The following is a 20,120-nucleotide window of genomic DNA, read 5'->3' on the forward strand; positions in this document are numbered from 1 at the left end:
TATTTGGCTACCCGAATTTATTACCGTTTGGTCATAGGCAACTCGCTGGAGGAGGTATAGAAACACTTCAGCCAAGAAATAAAAAAGACGACGGAGGTACTCAAGGAAGCCAGGGACACCAATCGCGACATCTCCGCCCAGATGAGAAACCACGGTACGGTCCAATCGTCTCGCTGGACGTTCCAACAAGGCAACCCGGCGAGAAGTGGTTTGTGGTCGTAGTCCGGCAGGATCGTGACTGGAATCCCTCGGCGGCAGAAAAGGAGCAGTACTCGCTGGTGATTACGGTGGCCGACCGCGACAACGAACGTAAGCCTTCGGCAATGTCATCTAGTCAGCTACGTAGACTTTGAGAGGGTGTCCGACTATGCGGACACCATCTCTAGCTAACTAGGTGTCTGGGCTTATCGATATTTCGGGTGCGTGGCCGACTGGAAAGTTTATCGAACGGGCAATGAAGCATTTCTCATGAGCCATTTTGTGCAGCGTCTGAGCTTTTGCGATCTCAGACCCCGATGCCAGAATCACTTTCGGCCCCAAAACAACTGAGGTGAACTGACCAGCGCCGTCGCTCTCCTCGACCATTGTTCCTTGAGCATTGTCCTCGTAGGCCACCACAACGATCCCGGCCTCAGCACAAAGGCCAAGGTACCAAAGCTTTTGGCACGCAGATAAGGACGCCAAGAGCAATTCCTCGGGGTTCCAGCGTGTTGGGTCTCCTCGAAAACTGGGATCGGACGACCCCTCAATTGGTATTTTGCCGTTAGCTGCGATTACGTGCGCCCGGCTGTAACCCCGATAAGATGACGTTCCTGTTCCGTTGTTGCCGGCCCAAGTTACCTGGACTTCGTACTCGTGCGTTTTATCTACCGTTGATCCCTCCTAGGAAAGTTTTCGAAAAGTCCGTTAAAAAGCGAACTTATTGAGCAGGCACCCATCGATGAGGTAGCAGCTCCATAATCTCACTGGCCCGCTGCGTCGGCAGGCGAGTGAGGACGTCCTTTAAATAAGCATACGGATCATGCCCGTTGAGTCGCGCCGACTGGATCAGGCTCATGATCGCCGCCGCCCGTTTGCCGCTGCGTAGTCACCCTGCAAAGAGCCAGTTTTTGCGCCCGAGTGCCCACGGCCGGATCTGGTTCTCGGCCCAATTATTGTCAATGGGTACGGCTTCGCCATCAAGGTAGCGCGACAGCGCCTTCGAGCGTTTTAGGTTGTAATCCATTGCTCTGCTGATCGCCGAACCATCGTGCACTAGATCACGCTGGGCGATCATCCAGGCATGCAGCGTATCCATCACCGATACGGCTTTTTCTTGCCGTATTTGGTACCGTAAATCCGGCTCCAGGTCGCGGATCTCACTTTCAATTTCGTACAGCAGCTGGATGTAGCGAAGAGCCTGCTCGGCCAGTTGGCTTTTGTTGGTGGCGTGCAGTTCGAAGAACGTGCGCCGCGCATGGGCCATGCAGCCGATCTCGGTCACGCCGAGTTCGAAACTGGCCTTGTAGCCACCGAAATCATCACAGACCAGCTTGCCCTTCCAGTTGCTTAATTGCATGGACTTGACCACCCATTTGCATTCGACTTGACCAGTCGTTTGCATCGGATTTGACCAGCACACTGGGTGGCCTTGACCGGCAAAAAACGGCCAAAAGCAGCCTCTCGCGATGCGGTGAAAAACATTCATTGCTGATCTCGATGTCCTCCAACTCCCAGCTTTTATCAAAGAGCGCCTTGTCGGTCCCATAGAAACGAAACATTGCAAACCAAGGTGCTCCCACTTCATGGGGACCCATTTGTCTTCCTTGCCGCAACGCGGTAGCAACTTTCCATTTTTAGCCAACCTACGAATTACCGACTAAAGTTCATAGCTGTCACCGCCATGCACAGCCACTTGGCTGGCAAGCATTGGTGTGAGTTGAACAGGGAGGTTTCAATGAACAGCGCTCTCGACCATTGCTGTGTCGGGTTTGCCCCGCATTTCAAACGCAGCGCCTTGCTTGTCGCTGTGGCCAATGTCCTGACACTGGCTGATGCCCAGGCCGCCTGTGGGCCGCTGGCCTCAGGACTCTACAACGTATCGCAAACCTGTACGCCCGCCGCCGGTGTGGATGCTTCGATCAGTACTCAATCGGGGACGAACATCACCACCACTGCCGGCTCCTCGGTACTTAGCCGGGGCAACAATGCCAATTCAACGCTGACACTCATCGGCACCACAGTCGAAAGCACGCCACCGACTGCTGCAAACGCCGTGTTCTCGAATGTCATCGGGACTACCGGCAATGCGTCCCTGAGCGTCAATGGCGGCACCAACACGGTCAACGTCGGCGGCAGCGGACTCGATGCGCTGGCCATCACCAATGCTGGAATTGGACTCTCGACGTTTTCCGTCACTTCGGGCACCACACTCAACATCCTCAATACCGTGGTCGGGAACGAACACGACGGGATCGATGTAAATGCCAGTGGCGGCGGCGTGATCAATGTTACGCACGATGGTAACGGCCAGATCACACTGCTTGGCGGCAACGGTATCTGGACCAAGTCCACCGGCAGCGGTGATACCAATGTCAGCGTTGGTGCCGGGGTCAGCATCCTGGTCAACAACGACGATGCGCTGTCCGCTGGTCCTCCCATTACCGATGACACCTTGCCGACTGCTGGCATCGGCAATCACGCCGGTGTTCATACCCGCGCGGTCAATGGCAACACCACGCTGGTGAACGCGGCGACTATCCAGGCCCTCGGCATGAACGCCTTTGGCCTATTCACAGAAGGTGGCGCCGGCAATACCCTGTTGAACAACAGCGGGACGATCAGCGCCAATGGCCTCAATGGTTTCGGTATTCGTTCTTTTTCCACCGTTGGGAGCATCGACATCGTCAATAACGGCGCAATCACCACCACGGGAGGCGGTGGGCACGGCATCTATGCCAACGATAACGTCGGTGCCACCGGCTCGATCAGCATCGAGAACAATGCGGCCATCAATGTCGGTGACACGGCCAATGCGGCAGGATCGCGAGCGATCTACATCATCAAGCGCGGTACCGGCGATGCGACGGTTACCGGCAGCGGCAATCTCACCGTGCTCGGCGGACTGAGCACCACACGCGCCTACGGCATCATCGTCAGCGCCGAGAACAACAACGTCCTTATCGATTACTCCGGCAACATCTTCGCCAGCGGTTTCGGCGCGGGTGGCATTCGGGTCGATTCGACGGGGGGCAATGTCCGGATCAACTACAGCGGCAATCGTATTGAAACGATCAACAGCAATGCCAACGGGATTTATGCGTCGACCCAGGCACCGGCAGGCACCGTGGACGTCAATGCCGGCGGCACGATCATCACGCACTCCGACGCCGGCTCGGGCGATGGCAGTGGCATTGGCTCCTTTGGCATCCAGGCGCTGACCCTGGGTGGGAACGTTGGCGTCACGTTCACCGGGCCGCTGATTGACGTCAATGGCCAGGGCGCGGCGATTCTGGCGGGCAACGCATTCAACGCCGGCACCGGGACAGGCACCCTGAGTGTCAGCAACAGCGGTCAACTGATCGCTCGCGGCGATCAGCAGCGCGGGATCCGCACCTTGTCCGTCAGTGGTGCGCAAACCATCGTCAATACCGGGCCGATTCAGACGCTCGGTGCCAGCAACGGTCAGGGGATTCTCGCTGAAGCATCCGGCGCGGCCGATCTCTCGGTCAGCAACACTGGGGCGATTTCCACCAAGGGCACGGGTTCGTCGGCAATCGATGCATTGACCGAGGGCGGCGTGGCCAGCGTCAGCAACAGCGCGACCCTTCAAGGTGGCCGGGCAGACAGCAGCGGCGTGACCTTGGGCGGTGCCACCCAGACATTGAGCAACTCGGGAGTGATCGGCGCGCTCAGCGATTCCGCGGTGCGTGCCGATGCAACCACGCCTGGGACTAATTTCACACTGGACAACACCGGGCAGATGACGGGCTCGGTCAACGCCGTCAGTGCCGCCAGCATCGTCAGCAACAGCGGCACCTGGATCTTGCGCGATTTCGCCGACAGCACCGGCAGCGGCAGCCGGGATACCTGGAGTGTCGCGACCAGCAACCTGGGGTCGTCCGGCACCAACAGCATCGACAACAGCGGCGTCATTCGCCTGGCAGCACAACCCGCTACAGGCATCGCCAGTTTCAGTACCAGCGGTGCCTACCTGCCCTTGGGTCAAACGGTTAACACACCGACGCTGGGCGGCCCGGTGCAGGGGCAATTGCTCGGCGTGAACAGCTTCACCAACAGCGGCACCCTGGACCTTGCCGACGGCAGCAACACCGTGGGCAATGTGCTGCTGATCAGCGGCGCGACCACCGCCGGCACCGATGGCGGCGGCGTGTTCGTGTCCAATGGCGGCAGCCTGCTGCTCAACACCACTTTGAACGGCGGCGGCGTCAACAGCCGCTCCGACATGCTCGTGGTGGACTCGACCACGACCGGCAGCGGTGGCGCCACCGGGGTCGCTGTGCGCAATGTGGGCGGGCTGGGCGAACTGACCGAGGGCAACGGGATTGCGGTGGTTGAACTGCTGAATAAATCGGACGGTGCAAGTGACCCCAATGCCTTCCGCCTGGCCCGCCGGGTGGTCGCCGGACCGTATGAATATCGCCTGCAACAAGGCGCCGAGGATGGCAGCGCCCAGGACACCTGGTTCCTGCGTTCGGACGAGTTGCCAGGCCCTGATCCCGATCCATCCCCTGCGCGCGTACCCAATTTCCGTCCAGAAGTCTCTTTGTACGGCGCGCTCCCGGCGCTGGCCCTGGTGTACGGCCGGACGATGGTCGACACATTGCACGAACGGGTCGGCGAAGAGCGCCTAAACGGCAGTGATCCTTTGCCCAAGGAAGACGAGTCCACTCTGGCTCCGTCCATGGGCTGGGGCAGAGTGATCTACCGCAGCGGCAAGCAGGATGGCGATCGCAAAAACGCCTTGGGCAACACGCCCGAGTACAACTACGACCTGACCGCCTTTCAGGTCGGCACCGACCTCTACCGCAAGACCCGAACCGATGGCAGTCATGAACAGGCCGGTATATCGCTCTCGGCCGGCACCATCGATGCTGGCGTCAGCCATTACACCCGCCGTCCCGCCGGCGAAGACACCTTGCGCGCTTACGGCGTCGGCGCGTACTGGACGCACTTCGGCCCGTCGGGCTGGTATCTGGACGGCGTGGTGCAGGTCAACCGCTTCGACATCGAGGCCAAGCCCAATGACCTGGACACACTGAAAACCCGCGGCTGGGGGTACACCGCCTCGTTGGAAAACGGCTACCCCTACGAGTTCGACAAAGACTGGTACATCGAACCTCAGATACAGGCCATCTACAGCTACGTCGATCTGGACAGCAGCGACGACGTTGGCGCCAACGTTCGTTTCAGGGATGTGGATTCACTGATCGGGCGGCTTGGCGTGCGCATTGCCAAGGATTGGGATACCGAAGGCGTGGACAAGAGCGAACGGCGGACCAATGCGTGGGTGCGCCCCAGTGTCTGGCATGAGTTCAAGGGGCAACCTAAAACCGAGTTCTCCTCCGAGTCGGGTTACGTGCCGTTCGAGGCGGACATCCAGGGCACCTGGGGTGAGGTGAACCTAGGGGTGGATTACCAGGCCAACCGACGCACCACTTTTACCGCCTCGGCGGGGTATCGCCAGGGGTTCGATGGTGATAGTCATGGGTATGACGCGATGCTGGGTTTCAAAATCAACTTTTAGAGGCAGCGGGTGATCACCGCCTTTGGTGACATGCAGTCATGGCAAAGGTTTATCTGCATGTACTATTGCACATCTCAAAGCATCTTCGACAATCGGCCAAAAGCGGACGTTCTTTTTAGCGCGCGCAGACTCAGACTATAGTATCGAAATCAACAAACCTTTTCGAAAAAGTCTCTCGGCAAACTGAAAGGATTCGTATGAAGCAGAAAACTATTTTCAATGTTCTCGCGTGCACCCCCTTCACATTCATGGCGGGTGCATATGCCGATGAGGTTTCCACCAAGCCAAGCGCAACGCCAGTGACGGTTGATAACTTCGTTAGGGCTGAGTCAGACCTGTACATCGGTTCACTGGCAAAACAGGGTGGCCTCGGCAAGCTACTTCATCGTCGTGAAGCGGCCGACATTGGGCACCAGACTGTTATACGGCTCAATCGAGACACGCTCTACACCTCAGGGGTTTTCGACCTCGATGCCGGACCGGTAACAATTACTTTACCCGACTCAGGTAAGCGCTTCATGGCGTTGCAAATCATTAGCGAGGACCACTACACCCCGAATGTATTCTACGGCGCTGGTACGCAAACCCTGACCCGCGAAAACATTGGCACCCGTTATGTTGTCACCGCCATCCGTACGCTGGTTGACCCTAATAACCCGGATGACGTCAAACAAGTTCACGCGTTACAGGATGCTGTCAGCGTAAGCCAAAAGAATTCCGGCACGCTGGAGCTGCCATTATGGGATACCGCCAGCCAGAAAAAAGTCCGCGATGCACTACTGGTGCTGGCTTCGACTATTCCCGACTTTAAGAAGGCGTTTGGCACTCAGACTGAGGTTGATCCTGTACGCCACTTGTTGGGGTCTGCTGCTGCCTGGGGCGGTAACCCGGACAAGGACGCTACCTACTTGAACGTAACTCCGGCCAACAACGACGGGAAAACCGCGTATCGCCTCACGGTAAAAGATGTTCCTGTCGATGGCTTTTGGTCCGTAAGCCTCTACAACGCTGAAGGATACTTTGAAAAGAACTCTGCCAATGCGTACACGCTGAACAATCTAACGTCGAAAAAATCCGATGATGGTTCGATCACGATTCAGTTCGGTGGGTGCAACTCGCAGACCACCAATTGCCTGCCGACCATGAAAGGCTGGAATTACACCGTGCGATTGTATCGGCCAAAAACGGAAGTTCTCAGCGGCGCGTGGAAGTTCCCCGACGCTAACCCGGTCAACTGAATCCGCCGTTACGGTTGGATGCGAGTAGCCGCTAAAAACCTTAGCTGTCATTCCCGAAGGGCAGCTAAGGGTCGACTTCTGCCAGTCAGGGCCACCCAGTGTGCTGGTCAAATCCGATGCAAACGACTGGTCAAGTCGAATGCAAATGAGTGGGCAAGTGCAATGCAAATGGGTGGTCAGGTGGAGTGTAATTACCCACCAGTCTTGCAGGAAGTTGCGGGCGTGCTCATCAGCCCGGCTGGGGCTGAAGTCGTAAACGACTGCCGCTGTTCCGCAGAACTGGCTGGTGGCGTAGGCCCAGACATAGGCGCGATGGGTTTTCTTCGCGCCTGGGGTGAGCATCTGTACCGGCGTTTCGTCAGCGTGAATGACCTGCTGCCCAATCACCACCTCGCGCAGCGCATCTACCAGAGGCTGCAATTGCACACCGCTCACGCCAACCCATTGGGCCAAGGTTGAACGTGGGATGGCCATACCGGCTCGACCAAAAATCGATTCCTGACGGTAAAGAGGCAAATGGTCGGCATACTTCGCGATCATGACGTGGGCTAGCAACCCTGCGTTCGGGATACCCTTGTCGATGACTTGTGCCGGCACCGGCGCCTGGATCAGTGTTTCGCAGTCATCACAGACCCCTTTGCCACGGACATGGCGCTCGACAGTAAAAACGCCAGGCGTGTAGTCCAGTTTTTCGCTGACGTCTTCACCGATACGCTTGAGTGCGCAGCCACATGGGCAGTTAGTATTGTCCGGTTCGCGATGGATCAACGCGCGAGGAAACTCCGGCGGCAACGCCGTGCGTTTAGGCTTTTGCTTTGTCTCCGTCGCAGTTGAAGGTGTTTGCAATGCCTGAAGCTCAGCCTCAATCGCCGCGATATCGGTATCGATCAGATCGTCCAGCAAGCTGGCCTGTTGCGGATTTAACTGTTCGCTGCGCTTGGCAAACTTCAACCGCTTAAGCTGCGCCGATCTCGTGGGTCAGTTTCTCGATAACCGTTTGGTCGCGGTGGATCTTTTTGCCCATTGTCTCGACTGTCTGATCGAGACTTTCCACACGCTCCATCAAGTGCGCTGCCAGAGCGCGCAGTTGTTCAGGAGTTAAGTGGTCGAGATTGGGGAGCGAAGTCATGCCGCCGATTTTGCCAGAGCGGGCGAAAACCGACGACCGGCTGATTGGACAATTGCACGGTCAGGTGGGACGTGGCAGAGATTACAGGATGGAAATCGCGTTGCCTGGCCCCACTCTTTGCCAAGGCAGACCCAGCACCAGGGCATGCAGTTGCTCGGCGGCCAACTCTAGCTGCGAACCGTGCCGACAACCGGGCCAGAAGAACTTTCCCTGATGCAGGCGGCGGGCCGCCAGCCAGATACCCAGCCCATCGTGCACCAGCACTTTAAGATAAGCGTGCGTTCGGCGAATGACCTCAAGCACTGGAAGGGCTGATGCGTTGGTTCGAGCAATGATCGAAAGCTCCGGATCAACGCGTGCCTCCAGTGCAACACGCACGTGCCTATACCCTCTTCAGTGCTGATGAGGTCTGTTGACACCCGAATTGAGCCGGAAGAAGGGTGTCTTCAATCGTGAGTGCCGCTATTCCTGCGCGCTCCAACTCCTGAACTGTGCGCATGACATTAAGTGCATTTCCGTAACCGTGATCGGCGTCAGCGATGAAAGGCAACTGCGCAACACGACCTATTCTGGCCGCTTGTTCGACAAACTCAGACAGGGTAATGAGTGCGAAGACTGGTGCAGCTAGAACCTGAAGAGATGCAACTGATCCATCCAAAATACCCACTTCAAATCCGAGATCGGCGGCGATGCGTGCTGACATCGGATCAAAGACTGAAGCGGCCTGGAAACAGTTACTGGATGCCAACAGTTCGCGAAATGAACGGCGTAATGCTTGGTGGGAAACTCTGGGCATGATCGACCCTGTCCTTGACGTCGTCTGGGTGACTATTATGAAAAAAGCTGCAGATCCCCCCAGCTTTGGCTAGAAAATTCAGTCCCGCCAAGCTGGTACAAGGGGCAAAGTGCTTTGAGCTAAATGTCACCAAAGCGTATAGGCGTAGTTTATGTAAAAACGGGTTTGGTCCTGATCCTGCGCTGTAGTTGTTGGGAGTCCGGTACGATAGTTTGCGCGACGTAGAGAAAAGCCTAGTCCTTTTAGTGAACCGCTTTGGAGAGTGTAGTCCAACCGATAGTCGCTCTCCCATTCGCTATATTGTCCAGTCGTAGCATTGCCAACTCCTCGGATATCCTGATCTTTGACGTACGTCCATTGAGCTTTACTCAATACATCATCTATGTAAAAAAATTGTCAGTGGCGATTTTATCGGCACGTCAGCAGGTGTGGATTTCGCGTAGGAGCGCGGTTTTCACTTCGGTTTTGAGTAACCTGCCGCGCTCAAAAACGTTTTTACACAGCCTCGGCCAAAAGCAATTCGCCGTCGCAAGTGCCGAGCAATCTGGATTACATCGACTTGACCGATACGACTTCCACGTAGCGGAATTTCTTTCTGGCTACTTTTGTGGCTTCCTGTTCCGCCAGTAGGGTACTCAGGGTGTCGGCCTCATGTACGATCTCAAACGTCTTGCCTTCAAACTCGTTGCTCACCCGCAGAGTAACCCGGAGCCTCGGGGTGAAAGTCTTGGAGGCCCTCTTTTTTACAACCTTCGATATTGGCGTGGCAATAACATCCGCTTGGAGCTCTGTCGAGTAATCAGGGCGCTCGGACGCAGCTATTGGAGCGTTGCCGAACAACGCCTTACGCATCTCTTCTTCGGTCAATTCTTTGCTCATATTAATTCTCGGAGCTCGCTAAAAACTGCGGAATTCTATCAGCTCGTCCAGACCAGGAAGTGCCTAGTATAGAACTGTGCGTGGAAAACGAAGTCCCTGTGTGTCCAATACTTCCTAGCTCGATTAGGTAAACTGGCATCATCGATGGTCGTCGGACTCAGCAATCCTTGAACCTCCACAGAAAGCAGGTCCTTCCATGAAAACTGTTCAACTAGCAAATAGCTCACCGCGAAAATAAAGGGAAGCTAATCAGTCAGAAGTCGCCACTGCGCTTGCGAGACATCTGGGGCATCCGTATCAGACTGGAGCTTGCTGCGAGGAACAGGGATCTCGCACTCTTCGATCTGGCGATCGATAGCAAGGTGGAAGCATTGCGACCTGACCAAGCTGGGAGTTAAGCGATGTTCACCGCCATTATCCGTTCAGCCTCAGCTTCCATCCAAACCGCTGTGCTATACGTTTGAGTGAAGTTATAGAGAGCAGATACGCATCCCCCGTCGCGTCGGCACGACAGCGAGGTTGGTGTCCTAACCAGAGCCCATTCGGTATTACAAGGATCGGTGATTAAGCCAGTAAAAACCTTGCAGGATTGATTTTGGATTTGGTTAAAGCGCTGAGGATTGATGCGTCTCTCCGCGAGCCCGCATAGCAAGCCCGAAATAAAAATGACGTCTCATAAAGGAGGCAAGCTCTCCAGCCAAAGGTGAAAAGCATGACTCCGTTTGATTAGAAACCAGGGCACGGGTCATGTGTTGTCTAAAGTTATGGGCTCATAAAGAGGCCTATCGAAGTTGCACGTCGCATCAGCCTCCCGAGCCCAGCGCGGCAAGGGCATTCCGACATCATGGTGCCAAATCATTCGTGAAGCATCTCGGCGGACTGGGTCTAATAACATTCGCCCTAGCTCCGCTAACTCGCCTCCCGTACGTTTACCTCTCGTCGCCCAGCTGCGCAACCGTCGACTGTACAATTGCACGTTGTACTCCATGGCAAACCCATTACCACCAAATGTTTGATGCACAGTTGTCGCGACTAATCTTGACGCTTCGACGGCTTTTGCTCGCGCCATTATGGCGAACTCTGTTGCGGGAGCACCGTCACCGCCCGCCGTTTCTAGCGCAGTGAAAGCCGCTTTACGAATCAATAACTCAGCGGAGTCCAAAATGACGGCAGCATTGACCAAACGATGGGCAACGCCTTGATAGCTACCGATTCGTTTGCCGAACTGCTCGCGCTCACGCGCGTAATTCAAGCCATATTCTAGAAGCTCCTGGCCTGCGCCTGTCATTTTGGCCGCTTGAATCAACGACGCGTACCGGTAAATCCGGTCACCCAAGGCGCAATCACCGATTTTTTCGCCCGTCTCAGGACTGGAGTGATGCTCAACGAGAAAATCACCCGCAGAAGAACGCTTGGCGACACCAGTAAGAGGCTCGAGATATACCCCATCATCGCGTCGAATCGCGACGCTTCTAACATCCGCAGGGACTGGCCCCTCGAATCCGTAAGACACTCCGGAAATACCTGTCAGGGCAAGTATGGGTATGGTCTCTACATACGATGTGGGCGCAAGTGCCCTTCCTAACTCATAAGCAATGCGCACGAAAAGCTCTGGGTCAGCCTGCAAATCGTCCAGACCGAACGCGCTGAGCTCTTCCTGCAAGCCCGGCAATATTCCATTTGTTTCTTCTGCCGTACGCACCAATTCAGGACTGCTTTGCTTAACCAGAAGCTTGCGCAGCGTTCCGCCAATTTCTTCGACCTCTTCACTCCAACGCTCATCTAACATCGTTTAATTACTCCGCGGTAGCGCTAACTGGCGATTGGCAACGATATTGCGTTGAACCTCGCTGGTACCTCCGATCACCGTCAGCACGGTAGCAACACGCAGTTGCTGTTCCAAATCGGATGCAAGCACGTCTTCACTTTCAGGGTACAACGTCGAATGCCCAAGCAACTCCGTCGCCCATTCAATGAAACGCTGTGCCAATTCAGATCCATAAACCTTGCTCATCGGACCGATGCCTGACGTGTCCTCGCCCCTCGCAGCGGCTAGACCCACTCGAAGATAAAGCAACCGATCGGCCTCCAAATCCATGACGAACCGTCCTAAAACTTCGAGATCTGATTCGGATAGCTCATCAGCCTTACCGGCAAGACGGTGAATCAGACGAGCGCAGAGAAGCCGGGTTTCGGTACCGCCGAAACTCATTGCTCGCTCCTCATCAAGATTTCCCGTGATGACATGCCAGCCTTGATGCTCCTCACCTACCAAATTGGCGGCGGGAACTCGAACGTCGTCATAAAACACCGCATTAACCCGCCAGCCTCCCAATACTCGGACGGGCTGGATGGTGATACCGGGAGAACTAAGATCGACCAGTAATAGCGACAGCCCACGGTGACGACTCTGTTCAGGATCAGTGCGAACCAGCAAGCTGCACCAATTGGAAATGTGAGCGGAAGATGTCCAGAGCTTGGCACCATTGACTATGTAGTGATCGCCATCTCGCACCGCGCGAGTTTTCAAAGAAAGCAAATCGCTCCCGGCACCTGGCTCGGACAATCCCTGGCAATAGGTCCAGTTACCGGCCACAACATGAGGCAGGTGCTCGGCAATCTGCGCGGGCGATCCGTTGCGCAAGAGCATCCCTCCGCCACGTTGATTGGTGGTCAACCCATAGCCTGGGAATCCTTGGCATTCAAGCTCTTCAGCCATCAAAAATTGCTGATCGACTCGGGCAGCCTGACCATAAGGCGATGGCCAAGTCAGACCAATCAAACCTTGCTCCGCCAATTGGCGGTGAAAAGTCATCGAGTAGCGTTCGATTTCCAGCGACTCAACCTCCTCGCGCATGGCTTTCATTTCAGGCCAGCCATAACTATCGGCGAGGGCTCGCATCCGATCGCGGTATAGGTTTTCCTCGTCACCAGGGCGAAAATTCATACCGCCTCCATAAATGGTTTAATTAGTTAACCTAGATACATTATCGCGTTCGCCGCGTCTTTGTAAGAGGGTGATAGGAAATACTGCGGATGATGCAACCGTACCAGCAAGCGCATTTTGATAGCTAAGGTTGACAAACATAGATATCTAGGTTGACTATCTTGGCAAATACATCGTTAGCAACCCGAATCCGCCGCTCCAGGGAAGCTGAAGACTGACAACAATAGACCCACGGAAAAAACATCGATGGCCCGAGTTACCTTTGTCGATCACGCAGGTAGACCCCACGAAGTCGAGGCCGATAATGGTGACACCTTGATGAAGGCGGCTGTAGTCAACAGCGTGCAGGGGCTCGCGGCGGAATGTGGCGGCTGCCTAAGTTGTGCAACATGCCATGCCTATGTGGATGAAGAATGGGTGAACCGTGTCCCTGCCCCGTCGCATGAAGAGCTGGCGATGATTCAGTGCGCGGTCGATGCACGGCCCAATAGTCGCTTGACCTGCCAGATCATTGTGACGCACGAGTTGGACGGGCTGGTTCTTCATCTACCTGCGTCTCAATACTGATGACCAGCCTTTAGGCGGGCTGAACGCCAAGGCGTCCGGCGCCGCGGGAGCACCTCGGTGAACAGAGCTTCCGAACCGCTGTTTCCCAACAAGCCATTGGAAACAAACATTTTTCGGCTCACTCTGTTGAGCAAGAAAATTTAACATGGACTAATTGAAGGAGCTTCGCTATGTCGCAATCTCTGGCCGGCCTCCGGGTGCTGGAAATGGGTCGTATCGTTTCGGCCCCCTGGTGCGGACAAACCTTGGGCGACTTGGGCGCTGATGTTATCAAAATCGAACGTCCCGGCTGCGGCGATGACATGCGCAGCTACGGCCCGTCCTACGCTGTAGACGCAAATGGGCAACAAACTGCTGAGTCTGGACATTACATATGCTCGAACCGTAACAAGCGCTCGGTGACCGTGGATATTTCCAAGCCTGAGGGACAGGACATCATCCGTAGACTGGCAACGGAATCCGATGTTTTGGTTGAGAATTATAAGGTCGGTGATTTAGCGCGTTACGGTCTTGATTACGAAACCCTGCGCAGTCTCAATCCAGACCTTATCTACTGTTCCATTACCGGTTTTGGTCAGAGCGGCCCATACTCGAAGCGCCCTGGATATGATGCCGCGTTCCAAGGCATGAGCGGCATGATGGCAGTTACAGGAGAACCGGATGGCGGCCCCCAGAGGGTCGGCGTGTTCATCATTGACGAAATGACTGGCCTGTATGCAACCGTAGCAATCCTCGCGGCGTTGCGCCATCGAGATGCTGGCGGCGGCGGGCAATACATCGATCTCGCCCTCTTGGACGTTGGAATCGCTGCTATGGCTCCTCGCACCATAGAATGGACACTGGAGGGCAAAATTCCTGAGCGCTTGGGTACGAAGTCTCCAGGCTCGGCGCCAGCGCAGGTGTTTCAGTGTGCGGATGGATATTTAAATATTCAGGCCGGAGCCGAGGAGCATTACCGGAAGCTCTGTGACGCGCTCGGCTTGGAGGAGCTCAAAGAGGATCCGCGCTTCGCCGTACGTAAGAATCGGGTCATTCATCAGGACTTATTAGTTTCAATACTTCAAGAAGAAATCAAACAGCGCCCGGCCAAGGAATTATCCGATGATCTGGTCGCCCGGGGCGTGGTGGTTGCGCCAATCTATCGGGCCGATGAGGTGGTCAACGATGCCCAAGTAATCCATCGAGAGCTGTTTTTTGACGTCCCCCATCCGACTGTAGGTAAAGTGCCTCTTGTCGCGAGCCCAATGCGAATGTCGAAAACACCAGTCGACAAATTCGTTGCTCCACCGACCGTAGGTCAACATACTCAACAGGTCTTAGGCGACATGCTGGGCTACACTGAAACAGACATCGCTCGGCTACGAACATCTGGAGCCATCTAAATAAAACAGCTTTGCCGCAGGGAAGACTGCGGCAGACTTAGTTGGCCATGGCCCATCGCTGTCTCTGTTATTAATATTGATATGTACCAAAGCGCTGCTGCTTCTCAATCAGCGTAAAGCCTCGAATCATCTTCTCTAAGTGCAGTTCGTCATGCTTGCGAAGCGTTCGGCGCTGACCCAGATCTACATAATGCGGCCCTATTGAGACTGCGCACCTTTATCATCCGCTGTGGACTGCGGAAGCCTTCCCCCCGCCCCGAATTGTGAATACGCAAACCTCGAGCTGACCTGATCCTACCTTTTGCTCTCATGGTTTACATCTTAGAAATGGAGTGCTCCAACCCTGCGCGCTACTTTGCTGCAGGGCCTCGTCCATTTTCCTCATGAGCAATGATCAATAAGGGTGAAAGGATCTCTTCGTCTCCGTTCATTGGGACGGGGCAGAGGATTGGCCGGAGCACCGGCCGCAGAGCGGAGGCCATTGCTTCCTCCAACGCTGAGCCGAATCATGACGGTATAGCGCCTCACCAAGCCCTTCAAGGGGCGATCTCTTAAAAAGCATAAGCACACCTAGCATACTAGGTAATATATGTTTATATTTTATGGAAGCTAAGCATTCCTAGCCCTATAAGGCTTCGCCCGCCCATCACACAAACAAGAGAGAGCCAAGCAATGCCTGACATCACGATAGAGGAACGACTCGAACTCCGTGACGCCCTGAGGAAAATTCTTGGTAGGGTTTGGCCAGCGGAGCATGCCGTTTCCAAGGCTCAAAACCCAGAGGATCTGAATGTCCTCTGGCGTGAGCTATGCGAAAATGGGATTGCTGGCATGCAATCTCCCCAAGACCTCGCCATGGTCATGAATGAATGCGGGAGGGCTGCTGCTCCCGTTCCGATCATTGGCGCGGCGATTGCCACGCGACTGCTAACACCTGAGGAAATTGAGGCAATTGAAGTTGGTGACATGCGCCTTGCTGTGGCATTCGGAGCGCTCGACGCTATCCCCCAGACACACACGTTGCGTATTGAGGCTGAAACCGCAAGTGCGGTACTGTCCGGCATTGAGGACTGGTCAATCGCTACTCACCTTCTGGCCTTTTCCGATGATGGACTAAGTGCTGTGCTGATTGCTAAGCATGCTGAGGGCATTTCAACCGAGGTCACCCCTGGTTTCGCTGTGCCAGCCCTCGTTACAGTTTCTTTGAACAACGCCAAGTGCCGGCGGCTCACGGTAAGTCCCGAAGCAGTCAATCAGGTCACGCTGCTGGCGCGTATGCTGCTATGCGCCCGATCCAGCGGTGCCGCTCGCCGCGGCCTCGAGCTGGCCGTCGATTATGCCAAGCTTAGAGAGCAGTTCGGACAAGCCATCGGACGCTTTCAGGCTATCCAGCACAAACTAGCCGACTGTGCCGTAACCTTGGACATCTGCGAACTTATGACCGAGAGCAGCGCCACGGCCATAGACGGTGGCGCAGGCAGTTTTGAGACATCAGCGCTTGTCGCCTTAGCGAGCCCTGGTTTACGAAAGGTTGTTTTAGAGTTGCATCATGCATTCGGTGCAATCGGGTATGCCGAAGAACACGAGCTTCCTCGGCATTTCCGCCGAATCCATGCAGACATGATGCGTTTGGGAAGCGCCCCTGCTGCTCGTCAATATCTGGGTAAACGTTTGTTGGAAAATCCCCAGCCTTTTCCCCCACTACATTCCCACCCCGGCGCAGACCGTTTACGTGAAGAAGTTAAGTCGTGGCTAAGCGAGCACTGGAACAAGGAGCAGCAACAGGCCTCGCGTCAGCGTCCATTTGCCGAGCGAGAAGCAGACCCGAGCTTTATACGCTCTCTTGGGCAAAAAAATTGGCTAACCGTGAACTGGCCTAAGTCGCATGGCGGGATGGGTTTGTCGCCACTGGAACAACTGGCGTTTGTGGAAGAAATCAACGGTTCAGGTGCCCCTGTGTCACTTGCCTCGGCTGGAAGTTGGCTTATTGCGCCTGCACTCATCAAATTTGGTACGCAGGCGCAAACCGATGAATTTCTGCCCCTGATTGCAAGCGGTGAAGCACGCTTCTGTCTAGGCTACAGTGAGCCTCAGGCTGGTTCTGATCTGGCGTCCCTGCGCACCCGGGCGATCCGAGATGGGGACGATTATGTAATCACCGGTCAAAAGCTTTGGACTACCCTGGCAGAAACCGCGACCCATGTCTTTCTAGCCGCCCGAACCGATCAAGATGCGAAACCTAAGCATGCCGGGATCAGTTTGTTCATCGTCCCAATGAACACGCCCGGAATCAGCATCTATCCTGGAATGGCTCTATATGGTCGGACATTCTCCACAGTGTTCTATGACGAAGTTCGTGTACCCGCCAGTAACCTGATTGGTGAGCTGAATGGCGGATGGGGCGTGTTGACCTCGGCTCTCGCATCGGAGCGTGTATTGATGGGAGGTAGCGTGGCACGGCTCAAGGCACTGCTGGAAAGCATTGCCAAAGCCTTGCCCCATCGTGGAGACGACCCGGTCACCATTGATCGCCTAGGTGGACTCGCGGCAGATCTTCAGGCGGCCCGGCTTCTTGCCATGCGATCCGTACAACTGTTGGAAAAAGGTATACCCGCGATGGTGGAAGGTGCCATTAGCAAATTATTCACCGGCGAGTATGCCGAACGGCTCGGCGAACAGGCGCTGGAATTGTTCGGTCTCAATGCCACCTTTTCCGAAGAGAGTTCTGCCGCCCCCCTCGAGGGAGCGATCGAACAACACGTACGCGTTTCAATCATGGCGGTGATCGGCGGTGGCACAGCGGAAATTCAGCGCACTCTGATTGCCCAACGAGGACTAGGTCTACCTCGGTGAAATGGGTGCACGGCGCGCTGAATAAACGCGCCGTGCATCCTGTCAGCGGCCAGACCAGACTGGCTTGCGGCGCTCCAGAAAAGCTCGCGGCCCTTCGCTGGCATCGGCACTTTGATTCACCCGCCTACCTGCCTCGCCCATGAGCGCAAACAGATTCGCCTCGTTCAGGTCGCTAGCGCATTTGGCTACGCGCAAACTCTGCTGCACAGCGATCGGCGCGCAACCCGCAATTTGCTCAGCAAGTCGTAAAGCCTCGGTGACTGCCTCGCCTGGTTCCACTAGTCGATTCACCAAACCTAATTGGTAAGCACGTTCTGAAGAAATCGATTCACCTGTGGCAAGCATTTCGTAAGCCACTACCGGTGGAATCCTACGTGCCAGGCGGAACACCCCCCCTGCTCCAGCGCAGATGCCCCGCTTAACCTCAGGCAAACCGAAACTGGCCCGACTCGAGGCAACCAAGAGGTCGCAGGCAAGACAAATCTCTAAACCTCCCCCATAGGCTGGTGCATCGACCGCAACAATCCAGGGTTTGAGACGACGAGCCTCAACGATTCCAGCGAATCCGCCTTCCTCGGTTTGCAGGGCCGCCTGACGGCCAGAAGCCACCTCAGCCAAGTCGGCGCCCGCACAAAAGCTGTGCTCTCCTGTTGACGTGAGCACTACCGCCCGGATCTGAGGATCTTCTTCAGCAATCTTAACCGCCTGTCCTAATCGTAGCGTGATAGCACCGTTTATCGCATTGCGCTTTTCCGGCCGATTGATATTAACCATGAGCACATGCTCGCCTACACGCGAAATCTGCAATACCTCATCCATTTCAAACCTCCTGATTTTTTCCACCACCGCATCTTGCTGGCGACCAACCACATAACTGTGTTTATATAAGGAATCCTAGTTAACTACGTTATCTAGGCTGGTTGCAAGACTGATATATCAAAAACCACCGTGAAGCGTTTGCTAGGTCGTCGCCAGCCGTCGGTTGGTACGAAATGGGGCTAAGAGAGCCAATTGCAGTTAATTAGCTCCAACAGATGAGGGATTAGACGACCAGATCCGACTTTGCGTACTAAAACAAAAGGAGTGACCGAAATGATGGATCCTACCCGCATAGCTGTAATTGTCGGCGTCGGTGAGTGCTCTGATCGTAACAATGTCCTTGAACCTCGTTCGATGCTGACCGAGGCTGTAAAACTCGCGGGCGCTCAAGCGAATGGACTGCTTCTGCAGGTCGATTCAATTGACGTGGTAGCTATCATGAGCTTCAAGTACAAGAACATTGCGCAACTACTGGCCGATGACTTGGGTATTGCCCCGATTCGCGCTGTGGAAAGCCTCCCGGGCGGGGAAAAGCCAGTCCGGTTGCTAGGCGAAGCCGCGGCACGAATAGCAGCAGGCACTTCGACGGCTGCCCTCATTTGCGGCGCGGAAGCCATGCGAACACGTGCTCGCGCAGCACAAGAAGGGGTAACTTTGGATTGGGGCCCGTTAGATACTGCTTCGAAGCCGTTGACGGCTTTGGACTTTGTTACGCAACACGCAGCACGATACGGCTTAGTTCAGCCCACACAGGTTTATCCCCTTTACGAAAATGCGACGCGCCACGCCTGGGGTCAGAGTCCGGAGGATGCACAGCAGGAGTCAGCGCGAATATGGAGTCAGAATTCAGACATAGCGTCTCGCAACCCCGGCGCGTGGCTAGGCAAACCACATAGCGCTGAACAGATCATTGAAGACAGCGACGCCAACCGCATGATTGCCTACCCCTATCGAAAGCTAATGGTTGCAAATCCAATGGTGAATCAGGCCGGCGCCGTGCTCGTTACGAGCCTGGCGCAAGCTCGAGCTGCAGGCATTGCTGAGCGCGATATGGTCTTCGTCTGGAGCGGGGCGTACGCCAATGAGCCCAGCGATTTCTTAATCCGGGATAGCTATAACAGCAGTACCGCTCAAGATGCTGTGCTCAACAGCACCGTCGAGCAGTCTGGTTTACAGGCAACTGAAATTGACCTGATAGAACTCTACAGCTGCTTCCCGACTGTCCCTAAGATGGCACGGCGCACTTTATGTCTACCCGAAGGAAAGCCTTTAACAATCGCAGGTGGGTTAACTTTTTTTGGAGGGCCGGCAAATAACTATATGACTCATGCATTGGTAGCCAGCGTTCGCGCGCTGCGCGACCAAGAAGGCCGCACCGCGTTGATCTATGGGCAAGGAGAGTATGTGACCAAGCACGCGGCATTGATAATGGCCTCTGTCCCGCCGCGACAGTTATCGCAGATGCTTGACGTGCAGGCGACCGCCGATGCAGCCGCCGGGCCTCAACCACACCTCCTAGAAACTTATAGCGGTGAAGCAACTATCGAAAGCTTCACCGTTCTCTATGACCGCAGTGGTATACCATCCCAAGCTCCGATCGTGGCCCGAACCCCCAACGGCGATCGAGTTGTTGCATCGGTGCCTGGCGGCGACCATGCAGTTCTTCAGCTATTAGTAGGCGGTGGGCGGGATCCGATCGGGCTCGTCGGGCATGTCACACTTGAAGAGCAAGGATTGCTTAGATTCCGCGTATGAGGACGAAAA

Annotated in this window: 14 protein-coding genes and 4 pseudogenes; 7 read left to right on the forward strand and 11 right to left on the reverse strand. The window is 55.4% G+C overall.

The features are described 5' to 3' along the window. Positions 1–390: 390 nt before the first annotated feature. The 3 genes and pseudogenes from ACM110_RS00170 to ACM110_RS00180 all read right to left on the reverse strand — a co-directional run bounded on the left by ACM110_RS00170 (position 391) and on the right by ACM110_RS00180 (position 1,796). Positions 391–774 carry an OsmC family protein gene (locus ACM110_RS00170; RefSeq protein WP_416126396.1) on the reverse strand — a complete coding sequence of 128 codons (384 nt, stop codon included), beginning with the start codon at positions 772–774 and terminating at the stop codon, positions 391–393. 145 nt (positions 775–919) lie between these two features. Continuing rightward, positions 920–1,552, reverse strand: a pseudogene (gene tnpC, locus ACM110_RS00175) (IS66 family transposase); the annotation flags it as partial. Next, the gene (locus tag ACM110_RS00180) at positions 1,521–1,796 is read right to left on the reverse strand and encodes a hypothetical protein (protein ID WP_416126075.1); all 276 of its coding nucleotides are present in this window, start codon (positions 1,794–1,796) and stop codon (positions 1,521–1,523) included. The gene ACM110_RS00180 and the pseudogene tnpC (ACM110_RS00175), both read right to left, overlap by 32 nt. A gap of 140 nt (positions 1,797–1,936) precedes the next feature. Between ACM110_RS00180 and ACM110_RS00185 the strand changes: the two genes are divergently transcribed. Both ACM110_RS00185 and ACM110_RS00190 read left to right on the forward strand, forming a co-directional pair. Beyond that, a complete protein-coding gene (locus tag ACM110_RS00185; RefSeq protein ID WP_416126076.1) occupies positions 1,937–5,746 on the forward strand; it encodes an autotransporter outer membrane beta-barrel domain-containing protein in 3,810 nt (1,269 codons plus the stop codon). Positions 5,747–5,943: 197 nt separating this feature from the next. After that, positions 5,944–6,984: a DUF1214 domain-containing protein gene (locus tag ACM110_RS00190; protein WP_416126077.1), complete on the forward strand. Its 1,041-nt coding sequence runs from the start codon at positions 5,944–5,946 to the stop codon at positions 6,982–6,984. Positions 6,985–7,182: 198 nt separating this feature from the next. Here ACM110_RS00190 and tnpC (ACM110_RS00195) read toward each other — a convergent pair. The 5 genes and pseudogenes from tnpC (ACM110_RS00195) to ACM110_RS00215 all read right to left on the reverse strand — a co-directional run. Then, positions 7,183–8,113, reverse strand: a pseudogene (gene tnpC / locus ACM110_RS00195) (IS66 family transposase); the annotation flags it as partial. Positions 8,114–8,194: 81 nt separating this feature from the next. Then, positions 8,195–8,377 (reverse strand): IS66 family insertion sequence element accessory protein TnpB, encoded by a 183-nt coding sequence (tnpB, locus tag ACM110_RS00200; RefSeq protein WP_416126397.1) that lies wholly within the window; start codon positions 8,375–8,377, stop codon positions 8,195–8,197. A 5-nt stretch (positions 8,378–8,382) separates the two neighbouring features. Continuing rightward, a pseudogene (locus tag ACM110_RS00205) lies at positions 8,383–8,909 on the reverse strand (isocitrate lyase/PEP mutase family protein); the annotation flags it as partial. 126 nt (positions 8,910–9,035) lie between these two features. Next, entirely contained in the window at positions 9,036–9,281 is a 246-nt protein-coding gene (locus ACM110_RS00210) for an OprD family outer membrane porin (protein ID WP_416126078.1), read from the reverse strand. A gap of 177 nt (positions 9,282–9,458) precedes the next feature. After that, complete coding sequence (locus ACM110_RS00215; RefSeq protein WP_416126079.1) at positions 9,459–9,788, reverse strand: hypothetical protein; 330 nt, start codon at positions 9,786–9,788, stop codon at positions 9,459–9,461. Between the two features lie 218 nt (positions 9,789–10,006). Here ACM110_RS00215 and ACM110_RS00220 point away from each other — a divergent pair. After that, positions 10,007–10,187 (forward strand): annotated as a pseudogene (locus tag ACM110_RS00220) (integrase); the annotation flags it as partial. A gap of 346 nt (positions 10,188–10,533) precedes the next feature. Here the strand turns inward: ACM110_RS00220 and ACM110_RS00225 are convergent. Together ACM110_RS00225 and ACM110_RS00230 are read right to left on the reverse strand one after the other, a co-directional pair. Continuing rightward, positions 10,534–11,577 carry an acyl-CoA dehydrogenase family protein gene (locus tag ACM110_RS00225; protein ID WP_416126080.1) on the reverse strand — a complete coding sequence of 348 codons (1,044 nt, stop codon included), beginning with the start codon at positions 11,575–11,577 and terminating at the stop codon, positions 10,534–10,536. A 3-nt stretch (positions 11,578–11,580) separates the two neighbouring features. Next, the gene (locus ACM110_RS00230) at positions 11,581–12,735 is read right to left on the reverse strand and encodes an acyl-CoA dehydrogenase family protein (RefSeq protein ID WP_416126081.1); all 1,155 of its coding nucleotides are present in this window, start codon (positions 12,733–12,735) and stop codon (positions 11,581–11,583) included. Positions 12,736–12,981: 246 nt separating this feature from the next. Here ACM110_RS00230 and ACM110_RS00235 point away from each other — a divergent pair, with 246 nt between their 5' ends. From ACM110_RS00235 to ACM110_RS00245, 3 genes are all read left to right on the forward strand, one after another. After that, a complete protein-coding gene (locus ACM110_RS00235) occupies positions 12,982–13,302 on the forward strand; it encodes a 2Fe-2S iron-sulfur cluster-binding protein (RefSeq protein WP_416126082.1) in 321 nt (106 codons plus the stop codon). Positions 13,303–13,472: 170 nt separating this feature from the next. Next, the gene (locus ACM110_RS00240; protein ID WP_416126083.1) at positions 13,473–14,684 is read left to right on the forward strand and encodes a CaiB/BaiF CoA transferase family protein; all 1,212 of its coding nucleotides are present in this window, start codon (positions 13,473–13,475) and stop codon (positions 14,682–14,684) included. 672 nt (positions 14,685–15,356) lie between these two features. Next, on the forward strand, positions 15,357–17,537 hold the full coding sequence (locus tag ACM110_RS00245; protein WP_416126084.1) for an acyl-CoA dehydrogenase: 2,181 nt from the start codon (positions 15,357–15,359) through the stop codon (positions 17,535–17,537). Between the two features lie 42 nt (positions 17,538–17,579). Here ACM110_RS00245 and ACM110_RS00250 read toward each other — a convergent pair whose 3' ends face one another. Next, positions 17,580–18,356 carry an enoyl-CoA hydratase-related protein gene (locus ACM110_RS00250; RefSeq protein ID WP_416126085.1) on the reverse strand — a complete coding sequence of 259 codons (777 nt, stop codon included), beginning with the start codon at positions 18,354–18,356 and terminating at the stop codon, positions 17,580–17,582. A 273-nt stretch (positions 18,357–18,629) separates the two neighbouring features. Between ACM110_RS00250 and ACM110_RS00255 the strand changes: the two genes are divergently transcribed. After that, entirely contained in the window at positions 18,630–20,111 is a 1,482-nt protein-coding gene (locus ACM110_RS00255) for a hypothetical protein (RefSeq protein ID WP_416126086.1), read from the forward strand. Positions 20,112–20,120: the final 9 nt, after the last annotated feature.

The sequence above is a fragment of the Pseudomonas sp. NFX98 genome (genome assembly GCF_047784845.1).
Lineage (GTDB): Bacteria > Pseudomonadota > Gammaproteobacteria > Pseudomonadales > Pseudomonadaceae > Aquipseudomonas.